The following is a 23615-nucleotide window of genomic DNA, read 5'->3' on the forward strand; positions in this document are numbered from 1 at the left end:
GACGCATGACGGTGCAGGCACGTTGAGCAATGAGACAACGGACTCTCCAACTTACACACCAGGTGCAGCTGATGCAGGAACTACTGTTACATTATCAGTAGAGGTAATTGGCAATGGTACTTGTGCGACAGTAAATGATACCAAGCCATTATTTATTAATATTCCACCAACACCAACATTCACTTCGGGTGCTGCAACAGCATGTTTGGGTGATAGTGAAATCTATACTACAGAACCTGGGCAAACCAATTATATTTGGAATGTATCTGGTGGTGTGATTTCTATAGGCGGTTCAGGTAGTTCTATTGTGGTTGATTGGACTGGTGTTGCTCCCTATGAAGTTTCAATAAATTATACAGATGCTAATGGGTGTACAGCTTCAACTCCAACTGTTTTGGCTGTAAATGTCATTAATACAAATTTAACCCTAACACAAAGTCCTGATCCTGGCTTATGTGTTGGTTCATCTATTGAGTTATCTGCAGGTGGTGATTTTGATACATTTGAATTTAGAAATGGAGTAGGCGGACCAGTTTTGCAGACAGCGTCTGCTGATAATACATTTGATGCGACTTCATTTACAGATGGTCAAATTATTGAGGTTGAAGGGTTCTCTGCAACTTGTGGCACATTTACTGAAACTATAACGGTATCTGTGAATCCGGCTACTGCTCTTGTCTTATCTCAAGATCCTAACCCTGGTTGTAATGATGGCTCAACAATTGAAGTACTGGCATCAGCTGGATTTGATACTTATGAATTTAGAAATGGTGTAGGTGGACCTGTACTACAGGCTGCGTCAGCAGATAATAGTTATGATGATATAAATCTGACAGACGGTCAAATTATTGAAGTAGTTGCTACTTCAGCAACTTGCGGTAACTTAACAGAGACGATTACACTTGATGTGGTTGCGCCAATAGTGTTGACATTAGCTCAAAGTCCTGACCCTTCATGTTCGGGTGCATCGGTTGAAATAATAGCTACTACTGGCTTCGATTCTTATGAATTCAGAGACGGGATAGGCGGACCTGTATTGCAAGCGGCTTCAGGTGATAATACTTATGATGCGACTAACTTTACAGATGGACAAGTTATTGAAGTAGAAGCAATATCTAGTGCATGTGGCACTACAATTCAAACCATTTCAGTTAATATTTCTTCGGTACCTGCTCTTACATTAACACAAACACCGGATGCTGGGTTATGTACTGGCACTTTCATTACAGTTGAGGCAGTCGCAGGTTATGATACGTATGAATTTAGAAATGGAGTAGGCGGACCAGTTTTACAGGCAGCTTCAGCAGTAAATACCTTTAGTTCAACCTCATTTACTGATGGTCAGGTTATTGAAGTCGAAGCATTTTCAGCTACCTGCGGTACGATTATAGAAGTAATTACAATAAATATTAATGTAACTCCAACTTTAACCATAACTCAGAGTCCTGATCCTGGGTTATGCGCAGGTTCATCAATAGAAATAACTGCAACAGCAGGTTTTGATACTTACGAATTTAGAAATGGTGTAGGTGGACCTGTGATTCAGGCAGCATCTGCTAATAATACATTTGATGCTATAACTTTTGTAGATGGTCAAATTATTGAAGTGGTTGCCACCTCAGCAACATGCGGTGATATTACAGATAATATAACAGTATCTGTTAATCCTGCATTGAGTTTGACCTTATCACAATCTCCTGATCCAGGATGTTTAGGAGGAAGTATTGAAGTTAGCGCGACAACAGGTTTTGACACCTATATCTTTAGAAATGGAGTGAGTGGACCTGTATTGCAGGCTGCCTCAGCAGATAACAGCTTTGATGCGACAAACTTTACTAATGGACAAACTATTGAAGTAGAGGCATTTTCAGCAACTTGTGGAACTATTATTGAAACTATTAGTCTGAATGTTTCCTCACCCATAACTCTGACTTTAAATCAAGTTCCTGATCCAGGTTGTGCTGGTGGTAATGTAGAGATTTCGGCAACAGCTGGTTTTGATACTTATGAATTCAGAGATGGAGTAGGTGGACCAGTACTTCAGGCAGCTTCAGCCACTGAGACTTTTAATTCAACTGCCCTTACAAATGGACAGATCATTGAGGTTGAAGCTATCTCAGGAGCTTGCGGATCGGTATTAGAAACCATAACCGTTTCAGTTTCTACTGCTCCTACTTTAGCACTAGTTCAAACACCTGACCCTGCGTTATGTCCAGGAGTATCAGTAGAGATTTCAGCTACTCTTGGTTTTGATTCCTATGAATTTAGAGATGGTATAGGTGGTCCTGTGCTTCAAGTGGATTCTCCGTCCGAGATTTTCACATCGACTTCACTTACTGATACACAAGTAATTGAAGTTGCAGCAACTTTAGCCGGTTGCGGTACGGTCACTGAAACAATTACTGTTAACATATCAGCTACCCCAACTTTGAGTTTGAGTCAAACTCCTGATCCAGGAATTTGCGCTGGAACTGCAGTTGACATTGAAGCAACACCTGGTTTTGATACATATGAATTTAGAAATGGAGTTGGAGGACCAGTTTTACAGGCTGCTTCTGCTTCAGAAGTATTTAGTTCTTCTTCGTTGTCTGCGGGACAGGTGATAGAAGTAGAGGCTGTTTCAGCTACCTGTGGTACCTTTACTGAAACAATTTCAGTCAATATTATTCTAGCGCCATCAGCACCTAGTGTTTCTGGTACAACTATTTACTGTGTCAACGAAACGACAATAACAGATTTAACCGTTGCTGGTGGAGTTGATATTAATTGGTATAGTGATGCCGGCTTAACGAATCAGATTGGTTCAGGAAACACATTTGATCCTGAAACAGGAATTCCCGGGTGGAGTGTAGCAGCAGCAGGTACTTTTAATGTTTTTGTTACTGAAACAAACCTATGCGATGAGAGTGTACCAACTGCAGTTACTATACAAATTGTAAGTACTACACCTGCCCCAACGGGAGATTCGAACCAATCGTTCTGCAGTACTTCTACCCCGACAATAGATGATATTATCGTATCTGGAACGGGAATACAATGGTATGATGCTGCTTCTGGAGGTAATCTGATTGCTGCAGGTACGGCATTAACAGATGCCACTACTTATCATGCATCTCAAACAATAGGCGGTTGTGGTGAAAGTACAACAAGATTAGCTGTAGCGGTATCATTATTTACCTCAACTCCTGCGCCAACTGGCAATGCAACTCAAACCTTCTGTAATGCTTCATCACCAACAATTGGAAATTTAGCGGTTACTGGAACTGGTATCCAATGGTACGATGCATCAACAGGTGGTAATTTGTTAGCAGATACTGATCTACTGGTTGATGGAACAACTTATCATGCATCACAAACTGATGCAGGATGTGGTGAAAGTACTAGTAGACTGGCAGTTACTGTGTCCGTTGTGACTTCTACTCCTGCGCCAACTGGTTCTTCAGGTCAGACTTTCTGTCCGGTAACTAATGCTACATTAGCTAATTTTAATGTATTTGGAACTGGAATAACTTGGTATAGCACGTCTACCAGTACAACACCTCTTGCGAATAATACTCCATTGGTTAATGGAACGACTTACTTTGCAACGCAAACAATACCTGGTTGTGGCGAAAGTACAACTAGATTAGCAGTTACGGCAACAATTCTTGCCGCTAATGATCCACTTTGTTCAGGTGGTGGCGGTGGCACCGGTGGGCCAATCTGCTCTGATATTGCTTCACTGAGTGTTACAGATGTTATAAATCCTGATTGTGGATTAGAGAATGGGTCGTTGACCATTAGTGTTGAATTTAATGCTGATCCGGGTAACATTATATATGGATTAAAATATTTTGATGCGGATTTGGCTGATTCTGTTTTCACTACTCAACTAAATGATTCGGTGTTTAACACCCTTGCAGCACTTAACTATAGATACTTCGTTACAGCTGGGGTTGATACTTGTTTCTTGGACTTTAATCTTGCATCAAGAACAACTGTAGATGCTTCTATTACAAGTACGAGCACAGTTACATGTAGTGGAGAGACCGGAACTGCTGTTGTTCAGCGATCTGGTTCTTCAACGGGTAGTTACTTCTATTCCATAGATGGGGGCGTTAGCTGGCAGTTGCTATCCGGTGATAATACAATATCGGGACTCACAGCAGGTTCTACAACTACAGTCCTGATTGGAGAGTCAGTTGGAGATACCTGTCCGGCTGAAGTAGAGGCGTTCATACCAGACAATAGTGTGCCAATTGTTTTTGATGCTCGTGTTACTCAAAACCTAACCACATGTGACTCCAATGACGGAGAAGTTCAGGTTGATTTCCCTCCATCTGGTGGCGCCAACGCAGCTGGTGATACATGGGAGATAGCTTTTAAGCCTTCTAATATTGCATTGCTGGAAAGTGACTTTGGAGCATTTACAGAATCTCTGACTTTCAGAAACTTGGTATCCAATACTTATACAGTATTTATAAGAGATATATCAGGGTGTACAGTAACTGAGGAATTTGTTATTACAACACCTGGCCAAATAGAAATTGATGAGTTCAACTCCTTTGCACAGTCAGCATCATGTGATGCTCCTTCTTCAGGAAGTGTAGTAATGAGATTGGCTAACCTTGGTGCTGTTTCACCACCATTTAATGTAAGCATAGCTACCGCAGATGATCCTGAAAATCCGGTTTATGTTGATGATCAGGGATGGAATGGAGATACAAGAATATTCCCAAGAACCGGTGATGGATTATTAAGTGGTGATTATATAGCTACAGTTTCATCCAATACTGATGGTATCTGTGCTGGAACATTTGAATTTACAATAGATGGTGGGCCAGTACCTGTTAGTTTCGATTATGAGCTGCAGCAGTCATGCTTTGGTACCACCAGAGAGTATGTGAATGAGTTACTGCTAACCGATATTACTGGTGAAGCAGGTATTGACTATGTTTTGACTGTATTTAATGACCAACAGCAGGTGGTTGATATGCTGACTTTGACGCTTCAAATAGGAAATCAAATTCGAGTGACCAACAGATCATTCCTTCAAACTCCTGATAGGACATTTAGATTAAGGTTAGGACAAAGTCAGAATGCATGTCCTGATAATATCTTCTTTGACCATCCTAGTTCATTAGAAGTACCTGAAATTGTGGCTCCATTGTCAGTAGAGGTTGGAAACATAACAAGTTCATTACCAGAGAGAAGTACAGGAACATTTGACATCGTTAGCATTTCAGGTGGTGTGTCACCTTTTAATGCAGTGTTGGAAGGAGATGTACCTGGATTTGGAGGCCTCGGTCCTGATGAAGTGCCATTTGATGCATTCTCAGGTAAGTTCACACTGGGTTATAATGATTTAGGGGTAGGGGATTATGATCTGTTTGTAATCGATGCATTGGGTTGTGAGATTGAATTGGATATTGATATACCCAGGGATTCTTCACTATTCATTCCTAATGTGATTACACCTAACGGTGATGGAATTAATGACTATTTCGTAATTAGAAACCTTGATATAAGTTCAGCAGATAAAGGCGCTAATTTAATCATTACCAGTAGATGGGGTAAGCAGATTTATAGTAGTGATAACTATACCAATGAAAACCCTTGGGGTGGTGATGAAGCTGCGGAAGGTTTGTTCTTTTATAAACTTGAAGCGGGGGGCAAGGTGTATACAGGATGGCTCGAGGTAATATTTGGAGGCAGCCCTTGATAAAAGTTGATATGAAAAATATATAGCGGAGTTTAGCTCCGCTTTTTTTATGCCCGGATAATTGAGGTTACCATTAGCCATAGTCTTTATGCCGATTAGCACTATACTAAAATTTTGAGATTATTTATTCTTAAATTGTACTTCATTTATAAGAAAAGAAGTATTTTACATTGAATTAAATAAACTTAAATGACTGATAATTTATCCACTTGGTGGGAAGCGTTGGAGCTGTTGGAAAAGATTTATTGGGGGATAGCAATTCCCTTCACCCTGTTTTTCTTTTTGCAGATGCTGTTGACATTCTTTGGTGGGGACATTCCTGATGATGCTGGTGCAGATGCTGATGTAGAAGGTGATGGCGGAATCGGGTTCCAATTTTTCACCTTAAAAAATATGGTGGCGTTTTTTACCATATTTTCATGGACTGGTATTGCTTGTCTCGATTCAGGTTTGTCCAATGGTGTTTCTATTGCTGTTTCCCTAATTGCTGGCTTGGCAATGATGTTTTTGATGGGCCTTATATTCTATTACCTGAGCAAAGCCAATGAAAGTGGCACCTTGAAAATGAAAAATGCAATTGGTGTGGTCGGGGAAGTATATATGGAAGTGAAAGCCAATAGAGGGAATATAGGAAAAGTGCAGGTGAAAGTTCAAAATTCATTACGAACCCTGGAAGCCATCACTGATGATGAAATAGACTTAAAGCCAGGTAAGGTAATCACGGTAAAGAATATTGCAAACGATAATTTATTAATCATAACCACTAATAAAATAAACTGATGAGCGTACAGTTTCTCCCCGTTCTTGCCCTTGCGGCATTTTTCGTATTTGTTGTTTTAGTCACTTTTTTCCGTAGGTATAAACGTTGTCCATCGGACAGGATTTTAGTTGTATATGGAAAAGTGGGTGGCGATTCTGCCAAGTGTATTCACGGTGGTGCGGCATTTATTTGGCCGGTTTTTCAGGATTATGAGTTTCTTGACCTTACCCCAATTTCCATAGAGGTGATGCTTACCAATGCCTTGAGTAGACAAAACATTCGGGTGGATGTACCGTCACGTTTCACCGTAGGTATTTCAACGGAGCCTGGCGTAATGAACAACGCTGCGGAACGTTTGCTTGGCCTTTCTCAGGAAAGTATTCAAGATCTTGCAAAGGACATTATTTTTGGTCAGTTGAGGTTGGTTGTGGCTACAATGGACATTGAGGAAATCAATAGTAATAGGGATAAATTCCTTGAGAATGTGGCCTCCAATGTGGAGACAGAACTTAAGAAAATTGGCCTTAAGCTGATTAACGTAAATGTTACCGATATTAAAGATGAGTCAGGCTACATTGAAGCATTAGGAAAAGAAGCTGCAGCCAAAGCCATTAATGATGCAAAAAGATCTGTTGCTGAAAAGGACCGGGATGGAGCAATTGGTGCCGCCAATGCTGTGCAGGATCAAAGAGTAAAAGTAGCAGATGCAAATGCAAGTGCTGTTGAAGGAGAAAACTTAGCGAAAATAAAGGTAGCACAGTCAGATGCTTTAAGGCGTGAAAGAGAAGCTGAGTCTCAAAGACAGGCGATAGCTGCCGAAAAGGTGCAATCAGCAAAGGCGCTGGAAGAAGCATATGCTGCTGAACAAGTTGCTGAAAATGCCAGGGCCACCCGCGATAAGGCTGCCCAAACAGCAGATATAGTTGTTCCAGCTCAAATTGATAAGGAAAAAGTAGAAATAGCAGCTGAAGCCCAGGCTGAACAAATTAGAAGATTGGCGAAAGGTGAAGCCGATGCGATCCTTTTCAAGAAACAAGCTGAGGCACAAGGTTTATATGAAATCCTTACTAAGCAGGCGCAAGGCTTGAAACAAATTGTTGATGCCGCTGGTGACAATGCCAAAGATGCGGTCTTGCTGTTGGTAGCTGACAAATTACCTGAACTTGTAAAACTTCAAACTGAAGCTATTAAAAATATCAAAATTGATAAGATCACGGTTTGGGAAGGTGGCGGAAATGGCCCTGAGGATAAAACCTCAACTGCCAATTTCATTTCAGGTCTATATAAGTCAGTTCCTCCCTTGCAGGAAATGTTTAATATGGCTGGTATGGATTTACCTGAATACCTAAAAGGCAAGTCTCCTGAAGAAATTAAGCTCATGGCTGAGAAGGTAGTGGAAGAGAAACAAAAACCAGAATCTCCAACAGCTAAACCAACACAGAAATCTGATAAAGGAAGTCCCGAAAAGGGCGGCAAATAATCAATGACTAATAAAAAATGCCTGCTCACTAAGCAGGCATTTTTTATAATGACTCAAGAAATTTCATTGTATCTACATTATCTGCGTAATCATCTAAACCTGGAGATTGAGCTTGTCCAAATGGCAAGCTCCCTGTCAAGAAGCCTTTTTTGGAAACAATACATTGAACCTTTTCTACTTGTTTATCCAGAGTTAGCTGCAATGCTTTATCTGTTTCATAATACTCATAATATAACACCGAAATAGGGGAGACAAGATCGGGTGATTCTTTTAGCAGAAGAAAACCATTGTCCAAATGCTTTTCATTGTTTACTAAATAGATGGACTTGTTGTATTCGTAGTTGTTATTATATTTATGATGATGCCTTACCTCATTAAATTGCTCAATTGCGCCAAAGAAAGTATTTAAATCATATCCTTTTGGAATAAATATTTTGGAGACATTTCTGCAACCAAGACCAAAGTAAGTAAAAATATCATCGCCTAAAGACTTGAGGTCGTCCTCTGCCTCTTCTCCTGTAAGTATACCAACTGATGTTCTGTTCCTTCTAATAATATTTGGATACTTAGAAAAGTAGTATTCAAAGTACCGTGAAGTATTGTCGCTCCCTGTAGCTATAATGGCATCCATGTTAGCCAGTCTGTCCACAAAAGTAATTTGCTTTTTAAATTCGGAATTTAGTTCAATTAGCAAGTTGCAAATGTGTTTCATCAGATACTCATCCTGAGAACTCACCTTAATCATAGCCTTATGTCCACTAATGAGAATGCACAGTAGGTCATGAAAACCTACCAATGGGATATTGCCGGCCATCACAATACCAATGGTTTTTGAGGTGTTATCAAGTGAATACTTACTAGTCCAGCGCTCTAGATCACTTTTGGTAAGAAACTGATTAATCCCATTTAGAGCATGTTGTATGCTGCTTTCTACAAACCAGCTGTTATTATTTTTGGCATGGATACACAGATTTTCAAACTCTTTTTCTGATATATTTCTAATCTTATTTCCTAATTCGGAAAAGGCCTCTATTCTTTGTTGAATATTCATGTGCATAAGTTAAACCATTCATACTCAGATGTTGTTTGTATGCATGGATATAGTTTATATTTTTGCAAAGTTCTTAAATTAACTGAAGGATTAAAACTAGCTGTTGATATGGCGATAATGATAACAGATGAATGCATAAATTGTGGGGCCTGTGAACCAGAATGCCCAAATACTGCAATTTATGAAGGTGGGATAGAATGGAATTGGAGCGGAGGTACCGAGCTCAAAGAGGTTGAGATGGAAGGTGGCGTTGTGATTGATGGAAATGAGTCGCAAGAACCCGTTTCTGACGAGTTTTATTATATTGTTTCAGGTAAGTGTACGGAGTGTATGGGTTTCCATGAAGAGCCACAGTGTGCCGCTGTTTGTCCTGTAGATTGCTGTGTCCCTGACCCTGATTATGAAGAAACAGAAGAGGAATTGTTAGAAAAGAAGGCCTGGATGCATAACGAATAAAGGCACGTATATTAATACACAATAAGCCAATGCCTCAAGCATTGGCTTATTTCATTTTAGCCCTTTTAATTAGGTATGCTTTGAGTATCTCATTATAATCACCAGCAATATCAACTTCAATAAAATCTATTCTTAGCTGCGCGCAACGTAATTTCAGGTTTTTATAAAATTCTTCGGCCTTTTGCTGATAGTGCTCCTTTACTTCATAAGGTTGCAATTTAAGTCGCTCCCCAGATTCTAAATCTATAAACTCGTGCGGACGATCTTCAAAGTCAAAGTCATATTCGGTAGTCTTGTCTGTAACATGAAATAATAGCACTTCATGTTTGTTGTGTTTCATATGCTGAAGTCCTGAAAATATTTCATCAAGATCCGCAGCATTATCAAACATGTCACTAAATATTACTATCAGGGATCTTCGGTGAGTTTTTTCAGCAACCTCATGGAGGATCCTGGCCACCTGCGTAGACTTGCTGACCTGATTTTGGTTAAAAAGCTCTTGAAGCGAAGTAAATATTTTATTAAGGTGAGTAGAAGTAGATTTGATTTCAGTCATCAGCTCTATCTTATCAGAGAAAGTACAGATACCAACAGCATCTCTTTGCCTTTGCAATAGATAAGCAATAGCCCCAGCTGCTATTATACTAAAACCTATTTTACCCTTATTAGCTTCAGGGTAATACATAGAAGAACTGTTATCTATGATGATTTGGCACCTGAGATTGGTTTCTTCCTCGTATCTTTTGGTAAAAAGCTTGTCAGTCTTGGCGTATACTTTCCAGTCGATATGTCTGGTGCTTTCACCATTATTATATAGCCTGTGCTCGGCAAATTCAACACTGAAACCATGATAAGGAGACTTGTGAAGACCTGTTACAAAACCCTCTACAAGCTGTTTTGCAAGAAAATCTATACTTCCTATGTCCTTTACCTTACCTAAATCTAATTTCATTACCCGAATTTACAAGAAGTCATTATCAAAACCCCGTCAACGACAGAATTGTAAAAATGTTTTACAATTAATATGGTCTGTTTGCTTTAAATATAAATATTATACTATATTTAAATTCTATTTAATGTAAATGTGGGCATAAATTTGATAATTAAACACTAGGACTGTGGAAGAGAATAACAATGAAAGAGAAGAAATTTATTCTGAAAGAGTAAGAGCTGGAAAGAGAACCTATTTCTTCGATGTGAAGGCCACTAGATCAAATGATTATTACCTAACGATTACGGAAAGTAAAAGGAGGTATAAGGATGAGGGCTATACTTATGAAAAACATAAGATTTTCTTGTACAAAGAAGATTTCAATAAGTTTACTGCAGCACTGAACAATACAGTCAATCACGTGAAAGATGAGTTGCTTCCTGATGTTGATTTTTCACAATATGACAGAGACGAAGAAGCTTTGGACAACGAGACCGCTGACGTGGATACAGAGCTGAAGTGGGATTGAAAATAAAAGTAATTAGGTAAAAGCCTTGACTCCTTGGTCAGGGCTTTTTTTATTATGTTTGTTTAAGATCATGTTAAGAAATACGTTACTGTTCATATTCATATCTTTGTCCTTGCTCATTTTTCTGGCTTGGATATTTTCGGATATCTTTCTTTATCTGGCATTTGCCATTGTCCTTAGCTCAATATTAAGACCCCTGATGCGGTATTTGAGTAATACTCAGTTTTTCGGCTTAAGGATGCCCAAGTTGCTTGCCGTAATACTCTCCTTCGCAATATTGACTTTATTGGCCTCTTCCTTTGTTGTGCTTTTTATCCCTCTGATATCTGAGCAGGTAGAGGTGCTTTCAGGGCTGAATTATGAAGGTCTTTATGAGCGCTTTACTACACCTCTACATAACCTTGAAGTATTTCTTATCTCAAATGACTTAACTACCCAGCCTGGAGGTTTTATTGTAAATAGCCTAAAAGAAAATATAGTGGAGATTATCTCAACAATACAGTTCAGTAACCTCCTTAACGCAATATTGTCTTTTACAGGTCAATTTTTTGTTGGGATAATGGCTGTCACCTTTATTTCTTTCTTTTTTCTTTATGAAATGGGCTCTATGCGTAAGAAGCTGATAGCGCTAATTCCCAATCAATATTTTGAAGTAACTATTACCGCCTACAATAAAATAGAAAAGTTGTTGTCAAACTACCTTACGGGGTTGCTCTTTCAGATGTTTTCGATTTTTAGTATAGCAGCGTTAGGCTTAAGTATTGTTGGTATTAAGTATGCTTTAACTATTGCCTTGTTTGCTGCAGTAGCTAATTTAATCCCATATCTTGGGCCAATATTAGGGGCTACCTTTGGAGTAATTGTGGGGGTGAGCACCGGGGTGGACATTACCAGTTTCCAATCAGTATTAATTCTTTTTCTTAAAATAGTTTCTGTTTTTGGCATTGTGCAAATAGTAGATAATGTTTTTCTTCAGCCTATAATCTTCTCTAAAAGTGTCAAAGCCCATCCATTAGAGATTTTTATAATTATATTTGCAGGCGCTTCTTTGGCAGGCATACCAGGCATGGTTGCTGCCATTCCTTTTTATACAATTTTGAGGGTATCATTCTCTGAATTGTATGAAGGGTACAGGAGCTACAATATTTTTAAAATACAGAAAAAATAAACTTTCATGGCCCTAAAATGTGGTATTGTTGGATTGCCAAATGTTGGTAAATCAACATTATTTAATGCGATTTCTAATAATAAAGCCGAAGCGGCAAACTTCCCTTTTTGTACTATAGAACCAAATGTTGGTGTTATAACTGTTCCTGATGAGCGCCTTCATATTTTGGAGGACTTAGTTAATCCACAAAAAGTATTGCCAACAACGATTGAGTTTGTTGATATAGCAGGGTTAGTGAAGGGGGCCAGCAAGGGTGAGGGTCTCGGAAATCAATTTTTGGCCAATATCCGCGAGGTTGACGCTATCGCACACGTTGTGAGATGTTTTAATGATGATAACATCGTACATGTTGATGGTAGAGTGAATCCTATGGCTGACAAAGAGGTAATAGATTTTGAGTTACAGCTTAAAGATTTAGAGTCAATTGATAAAAAGATTCAAAGAATAGAAAAGCAGGCAAAAACCGGAGATGCTAAATTTAAAAAGGAACTTGCTATTCTTCAGGAATATAAAAAGCACCTGGAGTCTGGAGAGAATGCCAGAACAATTGAAATGGATGCTGAAGATAAAAAGGCGGTTGCAGATTTACAGCTGCTTACTGCCAAACCTGTTATTTATGTGGCAAATGTTGAAGAGTCTGCTTTGCCAGCAGGTAATGAGCATTCAGAAAAACTAAAAGAAGGTGTTAAAAATGAAAATGCGGAGGTAGTTGTTGTTTCTGCATCAATAGAAGCTCAAATTGCTGAATTAGAAGACCCTGATGAACGCGCTATGTTCTTAGGAGAATATGGTCTCAAGGAATCTGGTCTTAATAAACTTATTAAGGCAGCTTATTCTATTTTAGACTTGATCACCTATTTTACTGCAGGTGTTAAAGAAGTTAGGGCATGGACAATTAAGAAAGGGTGGAAGGCACCACAGGCAGCCGGAGTAATCCACACGGACTTTGAAAAAGGGTTTATCAGGGCAGAGGTAATCAAACTTATCGACTACGAAAAGTATAAAACTGAAGTGGCGTGTAAGGAGGCTGGTAAAATGTCAGTGGAAGGAAAGGAGTATGTAGTTTCGGATGGAGATATCATGCACTTCAGGTTTAATGTGTAATAATTAAACTTTTATTTAACCTCTGCTTTTAGAATTGATTTTTTAGACTTATTTTTATTAACTATTGCCCAATGGACCGCCCTGTAATAAGGAGCATTGGCAGTTTTTTATGATTGAACTATCTGAATAGTTCTTGTGTGACCGAGGTCCTTATTTTTTTGAACGGTTAATTTTTAGTCAATTGAGAGTCCGTATTGTTTTTATTTTAAAGAACAGAGGAAGCCACGTCCCCTTCCATCACCAGTATATGCTGGCGCAGATGATTAAAGGGATACTGATGAAAGGTGGTAATAAGGATATGATCGACTATGCCTTTTATAATTTCTCAGGATTAAAGGGGCAAACCAAAGTCAGTAGAAAGGGACTTCATTTCTATTCAAGCAGGGTTACATTGGTACTTTCAAGCCCTAATAAGGATTTTATCGATTACTTCTTATCCAACCTTTTCAACTTTGATCAGGTAGAAATTGGCAGCTTATTTTTAAAGCCAGAATCTGTTGAGTTGGAAGAAAGTATCAAATTTGAGGATTCCATAAAGTTTATCTGTATTTCGCCATTGGTACTGCTCAGTTCATCATTTAATGACAGCACTGCTAAGAGGTTTATACAGCCAGAGACAGATACCTTTTCTGATCTGCTGTATGAGTCAACCATACAAAGAATGCAGGATACCGGTATGTTCTCAGAAGAGCAGTTGACCAGCTTCTTTAAGTTTCAGGTGGTGCCGGACAAAGGGTATATTGCCAGGCTCACCGCAGCTCAAAAGAAATTCGCCAGAATCTATCCGGTTTTTGATCAGGATGTGAAATATGAAGTGCGCGGCTATACCTTTCCCTTTACCTTATATGCTGCACCAGAAGTACAGGAATTCGTATTCCATTGTGGCTTAGGACAATTCACTCATAAAGGCTTTGGTATGCTGGATGTTGCTAATTCAAACCCAAATAGTAGGGTTTTAAAATACGAATTTAGCTACGCTTAATTGTCCCGGTTGTTTAAAGTTATTTGCCTGTAAGCAAGTAATAAGTCCCCTCTGAGGCTTGGTGCCCTGTAATACACAAAAATCTCGTAATCATTTTCCGTTTCAAAATGATTGCCTTCAAGGTAGTTGTTATTAAGGCTATCACCTTTAATAAGGTACTTGTAGTCATATATACCCTGTTTTAGAATTTGGGAATTGGTATAGACTTTACGTTTTGGATTATATTCCATTTTTGTAGAATTGTCCATTTTATAATTGTTCATTTTACCTACTACATATACCTCCCCACCTAATGCTTCATTGGCCAATAATGTGAAATTGGTATACAAGTAATCTGATTCTGAGGAGCCACCTGTGTCCTGATTCTGGATATAAAAGTCACCATTAAGGTCATTATATTGAGCATAGGCCTGATATATTCTGGGTTGGTCGGGCATGATATTTACTGTTGTAGGCCGTGTTCCAAAGTCTACATTAGCCACTCTCTGACCAGGATATCTTAATGAGCGCATGTCAAAAAAACGATATTCGTTACCAGCGCTAAAATTGTTTTCATAGTTAAAAAACCTATACTCCAGTTCTCCCTCATGAAAGAAAGTAGGCCGGTCAAGGGTAATTGTATTATACCATTGCTGATTTTGCCGCAGCACGACCTTAACCGATTCCATAGGATTGATCAACTCATAATTTTCATAGGTTATTTTAAAATCAATTTGTTGGTTAAGTCGATTGGTTGAACTTATCCCCATCAAATTAGTCATTAACTGAATGTTTAAATTTGGATTGAAAACCATGAACCGCTTACTTAATATGATGTCTTTCTCATCGGTTCCCCTATAGGCTACCAGCAGATAATTGCCAGGTAATTTTATTGGTGGCAGGTTAAATGTATAGTGTATGTAGGCGATTTTAGTATCTGTTGAATACTCATACTTTGTGATGTTAAACTCATTAAAGTCATTTAAAATATCGAGGTTATTAACCTGGCTGGGCTTCCAGTCATAAGTGCATGGTACTATCTTTACCCGATATTGTTCGTGCGACTCTACCAAATCATCAAACTGCAAGACTAAGTTGTTGCTGCCTAATGCTGTTACAGGGGGCGAGAATACATCAGTGGCCCTACCTGCGTTGGGGTATAAAAGCACTGTCCTTATTTCTTCTTCATAATTTGCATCTTCATAGAGCAATTTTTTATTATTTGGAGGGTATTCATTAAGAGTGAAACCTAATGAAAGTACTGTGACAACTGCTAATGAAGCTCGGAGACCAAAATTCCTCATAAATTTGAGTATAATTTTTGCTAGCTAAGATAAGTATTCCAACCTTAACGACTTAGACTGTGTCTAATAAACACGATAAGTACTGAAATATTTTAAATGGACTCCGAAAAGGCGCTGATTCAAGGATGTATCAAAGGTGACCGCAAAGCCCAAAAGCAATTGTATGACCAATTTGCTGGACGGATGCTTGTTGTTGCTATGCGTTATTCCAAGTCCGATTTGGAAGCCGAAGACATCATTCAAGAGGCATTCATTAAAATATTTGAAAAAATAAAGACATTCAGAGAAGAGGCAAGGCTAGGATTTTGGATTAAAAGAATTGTAGTGAACACAGCATTAAACCATCAAAGAAGTAAACTTTATATGTTTCCTATGGTGGATGTGCAGGAATTGAACAACATTTCAGACGGTGATTTTTCACTATCTAATTATCACTTCAAAGAACTTTTGGCTTTTATAAAAGAGCTGCCTTCGGGGTGTCAGATCATCTTCAATTTATACGCTATTGAAGGTTATTCGCATCAGGAAATTGCGAAGATGTTAGATATAAGTATTGGAACGTCAAAGTCACAATACTTTAGAGCTAAGGAGCTATTGAAAGCTCGAATTGGTCAAGAAGAACAAAAAAGCTATGAAAGAGTCAGATAGAGGGATGTTTGAGAACGAGTGGGAGAGTGCATTTGAAGGAGCTGAAATGGCTCCATCTGAAACTGTATGGTCAAAAATAGAAGTGGAAGTTGCCAATAATGAAGGCAAGAATTACAAAAGAAGCCTTTTGTTTTTTAAACTTTTAGCAGCGGCCTCAGTATCATTTGCCATGAGTATTGGAGGCTGGCAGTTGTATGAAAACTACTACAATCAGGGAAATTTATTCGAGGTTACGGCAGATCAGGAATCGGATAATTCTAGTCAACCGGAAGTCGACACTAAAGAAAAGCAACCGTTAATTGCTCAAGAAAAAGAGAGCGTAAGTAAAAGAAATGAGCGCAGTGTGCCAAGCTCGAAATCAAATGATAATGAGGGTTTAGGCTTAGATGAAACCACTGATAAAGAGGGGAAAAGTACCGAAAAGGAAACATCCGCTAATCAAACTTTATTGGCAGTAAATGAGAGTGGTTTAAATGATGACGTGACTGATAGTGACAATAGTGTAGCAATAAATAATGCTGCTTTTACTGCCCAAAATGAGACCAGTTCCCCTAATAGAATGGAACATATGGGAGTTGATTTTTTTGAAGTAAATGGGGAGCTTGTTGAACCCAAAATGGTGCCTTGGTTATCCAATATTCCGTCTGGTAAATCAGATGATTTTAAAGGGCTTTGGGCAGGGGTTGGTATGAGTGCAGGGAGTTTTAACAATAACAATTCTTCTTCGAGTTCACTTGCTCAGGGTATTCTGAATTCCGATGCAGGTCAAGCCTCTTCACTAGATGTGGCAAATGACGAATCGAATGGAAATGCATACAGCTTTGGCTTGAACGTGGGGACCCAAATATCTAAGCGATTTGTGTTGATGAGCGGCTTAAATTATGTTCAACAATCTAATACGTCTAGCTCAAACATAGTGGCGCTAAATACAGAAGGATTTAGTGCGGTGAATAGGAGTGCTTCATTGTCTTCTGAAGAGTCATATGCCTATACAGATTCATATAAAATCTCCAACACTTATGAGCTTTTGTCAGTGCCGTTGCAGGCTGGTTACATCCTGTTAGACAGGAAGTTTAATATCCTTTTGCTCAGTGGGGTCTCCAATGATATCTTCTTAAGGCAGAAGATTACTGACGAGTCTGGCAGGGCGCAATCTGTAGAAAATAATGGTAGCGATAATGGTTATTCTACATATTCTTTAAGTGGTTTGATAGGCTCTGAATTTAGCTATGACGTTGGGGAAAGCTACATGCTTTCCCTCCAGCCACAGCTGAGACAAACTATAAATTCGTTCACACCAGAAGGTAGTAGACCTACCTATTTTGAAGTAGGCTTTAAGTTTAAATACATCATTAAGTAGCATTTCTATATCTAATTATTTTCTAAAGGAAGTGATTAGATATTTCTTTAATAATCGACTTTTAAATAATTGATTAATAATTATTTAAAATCTCATTATTGAATTATCACTTACATTAAAACGGCTCTTTTTTTTACTGACAGATTGTCTTAAAGAACAATTTCCTCACTTTCCAACCATTTCATTTTAATGTGTGTCTATAAGCCACACACCAATTAAAATTTAAGCATATGAAACCGATAAAAATGGAAATGTCCAGAAGGGAAAAACTAATAATTGGCTTACAGCTCTTGGCTTATTTTTCTTTACTGACACTAGTAGCTTTTGTGCTACCGTCTTGTACAAATGAATGCGATGTTGAGAACACATACTTCTATTATGAACCTGTGTATACATCGATGGAAGAGATAAGGAGTTCGGTAGAGTTGCTGCCTCCGGTGGAGTTAAAGCAAGTTGGTAAAATCTATTTTAACAATGGATATCTTTTTATCAATGAACCTAATGAAGGTGTTCATATTATTGATAACAGAGACCCAGCCAACCCTATTAATTTTGCTTTTATAAATATCCCGGGAGCTTTTGATTTGGCGGTAAGAGGAAATATACTTTTTTCTGACAGTTATATGGATTTGGTGGCCATCGATATTAGTAATCCGACAGCGGTAACTGAGCTTGGGAGAATCGAAGGTTTGTTTGAAGAATACAACTCTTATGGGTACTATGCAAGTGCTGAATATGGTGTGGTAACTGATTGGCAATTGAGAGAAGAAGTAACAGTTACAGAATCGTCTTGTGTAGAGCCACAATATGATTGGGGAGTGCTTTATGCAGAAGGAATTGCTTTGACTAATGACGCCAGTTTTAGAGCCTCTCAAGCTGTATCTCCTTCTAATCCTGGTATGGGTGGCTCGATGGCTCGCTTCGCATTGGTAGACAACTTTCTGTATGCAGTAGATAGCTATAACCTCAGAACAGTTGATGTGACCAATACTACCACCATGACATCTGGGAATCAAGTGCAGTTGAACTGGGGAGTAGAAACAATTTTCCCTAATGGTGAGAATCTGTTTATAGGAACAACAAGCGGTATGCATATCATGGATATTTCAGATCCTTTGTCTCCACAATTGATCTCTACCTATGAGCATGTGCAAAGTTGTGATCCGGTTATCGTTGATGAAAACATAGCCTATGTTACCTTAAGATCTGGCACAGAGTGTCAAGGATTTACAAATCAGCTTGAAGTAATCGATATTTCTGATTTAACCAGTCCGCAATTACTTTACACTTATGAGATGTTCAATCCGCATGGTTTGGGTAAAGATGGGGATGCTCTTTTTATCTGCGATGGTACTGATGGACTTAAGGTCTATGATGCCTCTGATAATTCTAAAATAACAGACAATCTGTTAGCACACTATCAGTCGATTCAGGCATTTGATATTATACCATTTAATAATGTAGCCATGATGATTGGTGAGGATGGGTTGTACCAATATGATTATTCTGATCTTTCAAATATTAAGTTTCTAAGCCATATCAATATCAGCAATGAGTAAGCTCTTATTTGTTTTTCTCGCTAATCTTTTTGCTCTGGCTTCTTTTGGTCAATCGGATTCTGTTGAGATCGAAACCAAACCCAAAAGGTTTATCCATCAGATTGAGGCTGGTTGGATGAACTATGAGAATGAAGAGAGTGGGTTGCTGTCTGATCTCACATCAAGCTATGTCTTTTCTTATGCTGTGCAGCCGGAAATATCTGTAGGCTTGGGTATTGGCTATGAGCGCTACATGGTTTTTAATGCAGTGCCTTTTTTTCTGCAAGTAAGAACAAAACTCGTTGATAGGGATAACCATCCATTTTTGTACCTAAGAGGTGGAAAGACTTACATGAATGACCGAAGTGAAAGGTATAAAGAGGTCAATGGTGGCTATGCTTACGCTGGTGGGTTAGGATATCAGTGGAAGTTTGAAGCCGCCAGTCTCTCACTAAGTCTTGGGTATAAAAATCAGTTATTGAAGACAGTTAGTGATCAGAATTACTACTATTATTTTGATGCATTATCTTCATACTTCGCACCATACCCGGATAGCCGAAGAAAAACAGATTGGAAAATGCAGCGTGTGGAATTTAAAATAGGTATTAGTTTCTAACACCTATTCCATTTCATCAATCGCTTCAGCTTTATCTTCCCAATCTTTATTCAACGTTTCCAATGTTGATTTTAAATCGTTGTACTTTGTGTTAATGGTTAGCAGCTTGTCAGGGTTGCCAAATACATCCGGCTTAGACATCTCATTTTCACAATCTTTTAGCCCCTTTTCAGTGGCTTCAATTTTTTGTTCTACTTTTTCAAGCTCCTTTTTGGCATTGATCAATTGCTTCTCTTCCTGATCGTTGCGCTCTCTTTTAGGCTTTTCCTTTTTCTCCATTTTAGGAGCTGGCGCAATATCCTGAACTTCATTTTGACTTTTCCAGTAGAGGTACTCATCATATGTGCCAGGGTATTCTTTTATTTGATGGTTCTCAATGTACCAGATTTTATTGGCCACTTGAGTCACAAAGTGTCTGTTGTGAGAAACAGTAATAAAAGTACCTTGATATTGTTGCAACGCCTGAATCAAAATGTTCTCTGATAGGAAATCCAAGTGGTTGGTTGGCTCATCGAGTAAAAGGAAATTACACTCCGAGATCAGGGTTTTAGCCAAAGCTACCCTTGATTTTTCACCTCCTGATAACACCTTGATCTTTTTAAAGACATCATCATTAGTAAATAAGAAACAACCTAGTACTTGTCTTAATTCCAATTCAGTTTTTGAGGTTCCCGCTTGTTTAAGCTCTTCCAATATTTCATTCTCTATTCCCAGCGATTCTAGCTGGTGCTGAGCATAGAAGCCTGTAATTACATTATGGCCTTGCTCTCTTTTACCAGAGATATTTTCTGTGCCGGCAATAATCCTTAACAGGGTGGATTTACCTTTTCCGTTGGCACCTATTAACGCAATCTTGTCGCCACGCTCAATATGGCCAACCGAGTTTTTAAGGATTTGCAAATCTCCATAAGCCTTGCTTACATTATCCAGTCTGATAACATGGCGGCCAGATTGCTGTTTAAAATTGAATTTGAAGTTTACTACAGCAGAGTCATCAACCACATCTTCAATGACATCCATACGCTCAAGGGATTTTACCCTTGATTGTACCTGGCGGGCTTTTGTCGCTTTAGCTCTAAAACGCTCTATAAATTTCTCGGTCTGCTTTATTTTTGACTGCTGATTTTCAAAGGCATTTTTCTGAATCTCACTTCTCATTTCTTTCTCTTCAAGGTAGAAATCATAATTACCCTCATAAGACGTGAGTTGAGAGTTGGCCACTTCCACAATTTTAGAAACAGTATTGTTTAGGAAGTGTCTATCGTGAGATACAACTATCACAGATCCCTCATAAGTTCTCAGGTAGTTTTCTATCCACTCTATGGAAGGTAAATCGAGGTGGTTAGTAGGCTCATCGAGCATGAGTAACGATGGCTTTTCCAATAAAAGCTTAGCGAGCATCACACGCATGCGCCATCCACCTGAAAACTCCTTTAAAGGCCTTTCTAAATCTGATGTATTAAAACCAATTCCCTCAAGAATCTCTTCGGCCTTGGCCTGCATGGAATAACCCTCAAGCCTTTCAAACTTTTCCTGCTGTTTGGTTAGTTTTTCTACAAGATCATCAGAATAATCCGTTTCGAGCTTTTTAAGAATGGCTTCTATCTTTTTATGTGCATCTACGGCCTCTTCGAAAGCCATCATGGCCACATTTAAAATGCTGTCTTCAGACTGATAGGAGAGCAGGTCCTGATTTAAGAAACCAATGGAGCAATCTTTGCTCATGCTAATATCGCCAGCATCGAGCTTGTAGTCACCATGTATTAGTTTTAGCAGCGTAGATTTTCCTTTTCCATTGAGTCCGATAAGGCCTATTTTGTCTTTGGGCTTAATGTGCAGGGATGCATTTTCATAAAGCGCACGACCACCTATGAAATAAGAAATGTTGTTGATAGAAATCATGGCCGCAAAGGTACTCTGCCTTTGGCCAAAAGCCAATGAAGGCTCAAATTATATAATCTGGGCCTCATCTTTATTTTGAGTTTATTTTTTACGGGTGTAATTAATCTGCCAGAGGAGATTCCATGTTTTTCCACCATCCTGAGTGCCTTCCCAGTTCCAGGTGAAACTGTCTGGTGTAATGTCGTAAAAAACCATTCTTTGGATGGCTATTTTACCATCCTTTTCCACGGGAAGCGTTTTAAATATCTTCTTGTCCCCATCTATTTCGCCAACAAGGTTGATAAAACCACCTTGATTATCTACCCATGCCTGGTGCCACTGTTTTGTTCTGGGATTGTAAACGGATACACTATTGCCAAGGTATCCTGCATTCTGGCCTTCCAGAACCCTAAAATCCTCATTGATGACTTTATCATCCAGCTTTTTTGTAATGGTGTTTGTGCCACTTCCGGCTGTTTCTCCTTCTCCCCATTTGGCATCCCATTCACCTACCCAGAAGTCAAATGCTTTGGTTATATCATTATCTTGAGCGTTGGCGCTTAGAGCGGAAGCGATTAATAAAATTGTAAAAATTGTTTTCATGTGTTTATATGGATTTAATTGGCCACATGGAATTCGCATAAAGGAGCTTTGTTATTGGATAATACTTCTCATAAATGCTCATTTCATAGTTTTTTTGAATGAAGATCATTCAAAAGGAACTACAGGAGGGAAAAACTTATAATATTTTACCAAAAACTCAGGCAATGAGTTTATTTCTACTCATCTGCTGAAACTCAGAGGGCGAGTAACTGGTGAATTTCTTGAAAGCGTTATTGAAAGAAGTCTTATTATTAAACCCAGAGTCATAGGCCACTTCAATAAGCTTTAGGTTTTGGTTGTCATTAGTAATGATACGTTTGGCTTCTTCTATGCGATATTGATTGATAAAGTCTGAAAAGTTTTGTCCAGTAATATCATTGATCACCTGAGAAACCTGATTAACAGATAGTGAAAGTTGTTCTGCTAACAAGTTCAGTTTTAATTCACTATTTAAGAATGGCTTTTCTAATTCCATATGCTTTTTTATACTTTCAAATATTGATTGAGAAGCAGCTGAACCTATTTGAGTTTTTTCATATTTGAGTCGCTCCAAAGATTTTAGGGTTGATGGATTCTTATGACTATAGTATCCAACGTAATAAATAAAAAATGACGAAGCCAATGAAATGAAGTAGTCATACTCAATTTTCAATGCTCCTGTCCACACCAGTAAATAGTATAGATTAAAACATAGTGTGTAGCCAATAAATGACCAGGCGATATTCTTTTTCCACACGGCCTCTTTTGATGCACTCGCTTCCTTAATGGCCGTTTTGTAGATGAGTAATGAATAGATAATCAAGTGAATATTCTGAACTATAGCCACGACCATTCCTGCAGTCATTCTTTCTTCGTGACTCAGAGATGGGGCAATGGCAAAGTAGATGCAATACAGTAGAAATGGGAGAAAGTGAATAGGTTTAAAGTATAAGCTGCCTTTACCTGATTTAATATAAAACCACAATAGTGGCGGAAAGATAAAAGTAAAGGCTCCTGCGATGCTTATGATTCGGGGCAGCGATTCATGCAGGCCCGTCCAGAAAGTAATGTAAAAGATTAACATCAATGAAAACGACAGCACCACACCTGCCAGCAAGCTGCTGATCTTAGATTTTCTTGAAAAGATGACAGCAGATAAGAACAATCCTTGTCCCGCAGCCAGCCAGAAAATGAGCATCCATATATTGATTCCGGCTAATTGCACTAATTGTTGGGATTAAATTTTTGCTTGCCTGTAAGCAAGTGAAAGAACAAAATAAAATCTGATGCAAGGCTATAGCCAGGATAGTGAAATGTGGCTGGTTTGTTTTTTTCAAAGAAGAAATGACCAACCCAGGCAAAGCCATAACCCACAAAAGGTATGGCTGCAAGCAACAACCACTGCTGCTGAATAATAGCTATGAATAGAATTACAAAAACCAGTCCCGTGCCAATAAAATGTAACACACGACTGGTCGGATTACTATGCTCTGTAAGGTAGAATGGATAAAATTCTTTTAATGATTGGTATTTCTTTTCCATTCT

19 protein-coding genes are annotated in these 23615 nt (G+C 38.7%); 12 read left to right on the forward strand and 7 right to left on the reverse strand.

Going from position 1 to position 23615, the window contains the following annotated elements:
* From RIB54_RS12850 to RIB54_RS12860, 3 genes are all read left to right on the forward strand, one after another.
* Positions 1 to 5701 (forward strand): Ig-like domain-containing protein (locus RIB54_RS12850; RefSeq protein ID WP_350101285.1); only part of this gene is annotated, 5701 nt, incomplete at its 5' end.
* A gap of 189 nt (positions 5702 to 5890) precedes the next feature.
* Positions 5891 to 6481, forward strand: a complete 591-nt coding sequence (locus RIB54_RS12855; RefSeq protein ID WP_350101286.1) for a hypothetical protein — start codon at positions 5891 to 5893, stop codon at positions 6479 to 6481.
* Positions 6481 to 7941: a flotillin family protein gene (locus RIB54_RS12860; protein WP_350069849.1), complete on the forward strand. Its 1461-nt coding sequence runs from the start codon at positions 6481 to 6483 to the stop codon at positions 7939 to 7941. Before RIB54_RS12855 ends, RIB54_RS12860 begins: the two co-directional genes overlap by 1 nt.
* 43 nt (positions 7942 to 7984) lie before the next feature.
* Here the strand turns inward: RIB54_RS12860 and RIB54_RS12865 are convergent, their stop codons facing one another.
* Entirely contained in the window at positions 7985 to 8992 is a 1008-nt protein-coding gene (locus RIB54_RS12865) for an acyl-CoA reductase (RefSeq protein ID WP_350101287.1), read from the reverse strand.
* A 108-nt stretch (positions 8993 to 9100) separates the two neighbouring features.
* On the opposite strand from RIB54_RS12865, the gene RIB54_RS12870 reads away from it, so the two are divergent.
* Entirely contained in the window at positions 9101 to 9448 is a 348-nt protein-coding gene (locus RIB54_RS12870) for a 4Fe-4S dicluster domain-containing protein (RefSeq protein WP_350069855.1), read from the forward strand.
* Positions 9449 to 9494: 46 nt separating this feature from the next.
* Here the strand turns inward: RIB54_RS12870 and RIB54_RS12875 are convergent, their stop codons facing one another.
* Positions 9495 to 10400, reverse strand: a complete 906-nt coding sequence (locus tag RIB54_RS12875; RefSeq protein WP_350101288.1) for a DUF58 domain-containing protein — start codon at positions 10398 to 10400, stop codon at positions 9495 to 9497.
* Between the two features lie 166 nt (positions 10401 to 10566).
* Between RIB54_RS12875 and RIB54_RS12880 the strand changes: the two genes are divergently transcribed.
* The 4 genes from RIB54_RS12880 (at position 10567) to cas6 (ending at position 14162) form a co-directional block, all read left to right on the forward strand.
* The gene (locus tag RIB54_RS12880; protein WP_350063197.1) at positions 10567 to 10908 is read left to right on the forward strand and encodes a DUF3276 family protein; all 342 of its coding nucleotides are present in this window, start codon (positions 10567 to 10569) and stop codon (positions 10906 to 10908) included.
* A gap of 70 nt (positions 10909 to 10978) precedes the next feature.
* The gene (locus RIB54_RS12885; RefSeq protein ID WP_350063198.1) at positions 10979 to 12076 is read left to right on the forward strand and encodes an AI-2E family transporter; all 1098 of its coding nucleotides are present in this window, start codon (positions 10979 to 10981) and stop codon (positions 12074 to 12076) included.
* A gap of 6 nt (positions 12077 to 12082) precedes the next feature.
* Positions 12083 to 13180: a redox-regulated ATPase YchF gene (gene ychF, locus RIB54_RS12890; protein WP_350101289.1), complete on the forward strand. Its 1098-nt coding sequence runs from the start codon at positions 12083 to 12085 to the stop codon at positions 13178 to 13180.
* 181 nt (positions 13181 to 13361) lie between these two features.
* The gene (gene cas6, locus RIB54_RS12895) at positions 13362 to 14162 is read left to right on the forward strand and encodes a CRISPR-associated endoribonuclease Cas6 (protein WP_350063200.1); all 801 of its coding nucleotides are present in this window, start codon (positions 13362 to 13364) and stop codon (positions 14160 to 14162) included.
* Here the strand turns inward: cas6 and RIB54_RS12900 are convergent.
* The gene (locus tag RIB54_RS12900; protein ID WP_350101290.1) at positions 14159 to 15445 is read right to left on the reverse strand and encodes a type IX secretion system plug protein; all 1287 of its coding nucleotides are present in this window, start codon (positions 15443 to 15445) and stop codon (positions 14159 to 14161) included. The genes cas6 and RIB54_RS12900 overlap by 4 nt on opposite strands.
* A gap of 96 nt (positions 15446 to 15541) precedes the next feature.
* On the opposite strand from RIB54_RS12900, the gene RIB54_RS12905 reads away from it, so the two are divergent.
* From RIB54_RS12905 to RIB54_RS12920, 4 genes are all read left to right on the forward strand, one after another.
* The gene (locus tag RIB54_RS12905) at positions 15542 to 16093 is read left to right on the forward strand and encodes an RNA polymerase sigma factor (RefSeq protein WP_350101291.1); all 552 of its coding nucleotides are present in this window, start codon (positions 15542 to 15544) and stop codon (positions 16091 to 16093) included.
* Complete coding sequence (locus RIB54_RS12910; protein ID WP_350101292.1) at positions 16077 to 17453, forward strand: hypothetical protein; 1377 nt, start codon at positions 16077 to 16079, stop codon at positions 17451 to 17453. The genes RIB54_RS12905 and RIB54_RS12910 overlap by 17 nt, the downstream gene beginning before the upstream one ends.
* Before the next feature lie 230 nt (positions 17454 to 17683).
* Complete coding sequence (locus tag RIB54_RS12915) at positions 17684 to 19012, forward strand: LVIVD repeat-containing protein (protein ID WP_350101293.1); 1329 nt, start codon at positions 17684 to 17686, stop codon at positions 19010 to 19012.
* Positions 19005 to 19607: a hypothetical protein gene (locus RIB54_RS12920; protein WP_350101294.1), complete on the forward strand. Its 603-nt coding sequence runs from the start codon at positions 19005 to 19007 to the stop codon at positions 19605 to 19607. The genes RIB54_RS12915 and RIB54_RS12920 overlap by 8 nt, the downstream gene beginning before the upstream one ends.
* 3 nt (positions 19608 to 19610) lie before the next feature.
* Here RIB54_RS12920 and RIB54_RS12925 read toward each other — a convergent pair whose 3' ends face one another.
* From RIB54_RS12925 to RIB54_RS12940, 4 genes are all read right to left on the reverse strand, one after another.
* Positions 19611 to 21509: an ABC-F family ATP-binding cassette domain-containing protein gene (locus RIB54_RS12925; protein WP_350101418.1), complete on the reverse strand. Its 1899-nt coding sequence runs from the start codon at positions 21507 to 21509 to the stop codon at positions 19611 to 19613.
* An 81-nt stretch (positions 21510 to 21590) separates the two neighbouring features.
* Complete coding sequence (locus tag RIB54_RS12930; RefSeq protein ID WP_350101295.1) at positions 21591 to 22091, reverse strand: hypothetical protein; 501 nt, start codon at positions 22089 to 22091, stop codon at positions 21591 to 21593.
* A 157-nt stretch (positions 22092 to 22248) separates the two neighbouring features.
* Entirely contained in the window at positions 22249 to 23295 is a 1047-nt protein-coding gene (locus RIB54_RS12935; protein ID WP_350101296.1) for a helix-turn-helix domain-containing protein, read from the reverse strand.
* Entirely contained in the window at positions 23295 to 23612 is a 318-nt protein-coding gene (locus RIB54_RS12940; RefSeq protein ID WP_350101297.1) for an Mpo1-like protein, read from the reverse strand. The genes RIB54_RS12935 and RIB54_RS12940 overlap by 1 nt, the downstream gene beginning before the upstream one ends.
* Positions 23613 to 23615 lie beyond the last annotated feature (3 nt).

This window comes from Fulvivirga sp. (assembly GCF_040218215.1).
GTDB lineage: Bacteria > Bacteroidota > Bacteroidia > Cytophagales > Cyclobacteriaceae > Fulvivirga.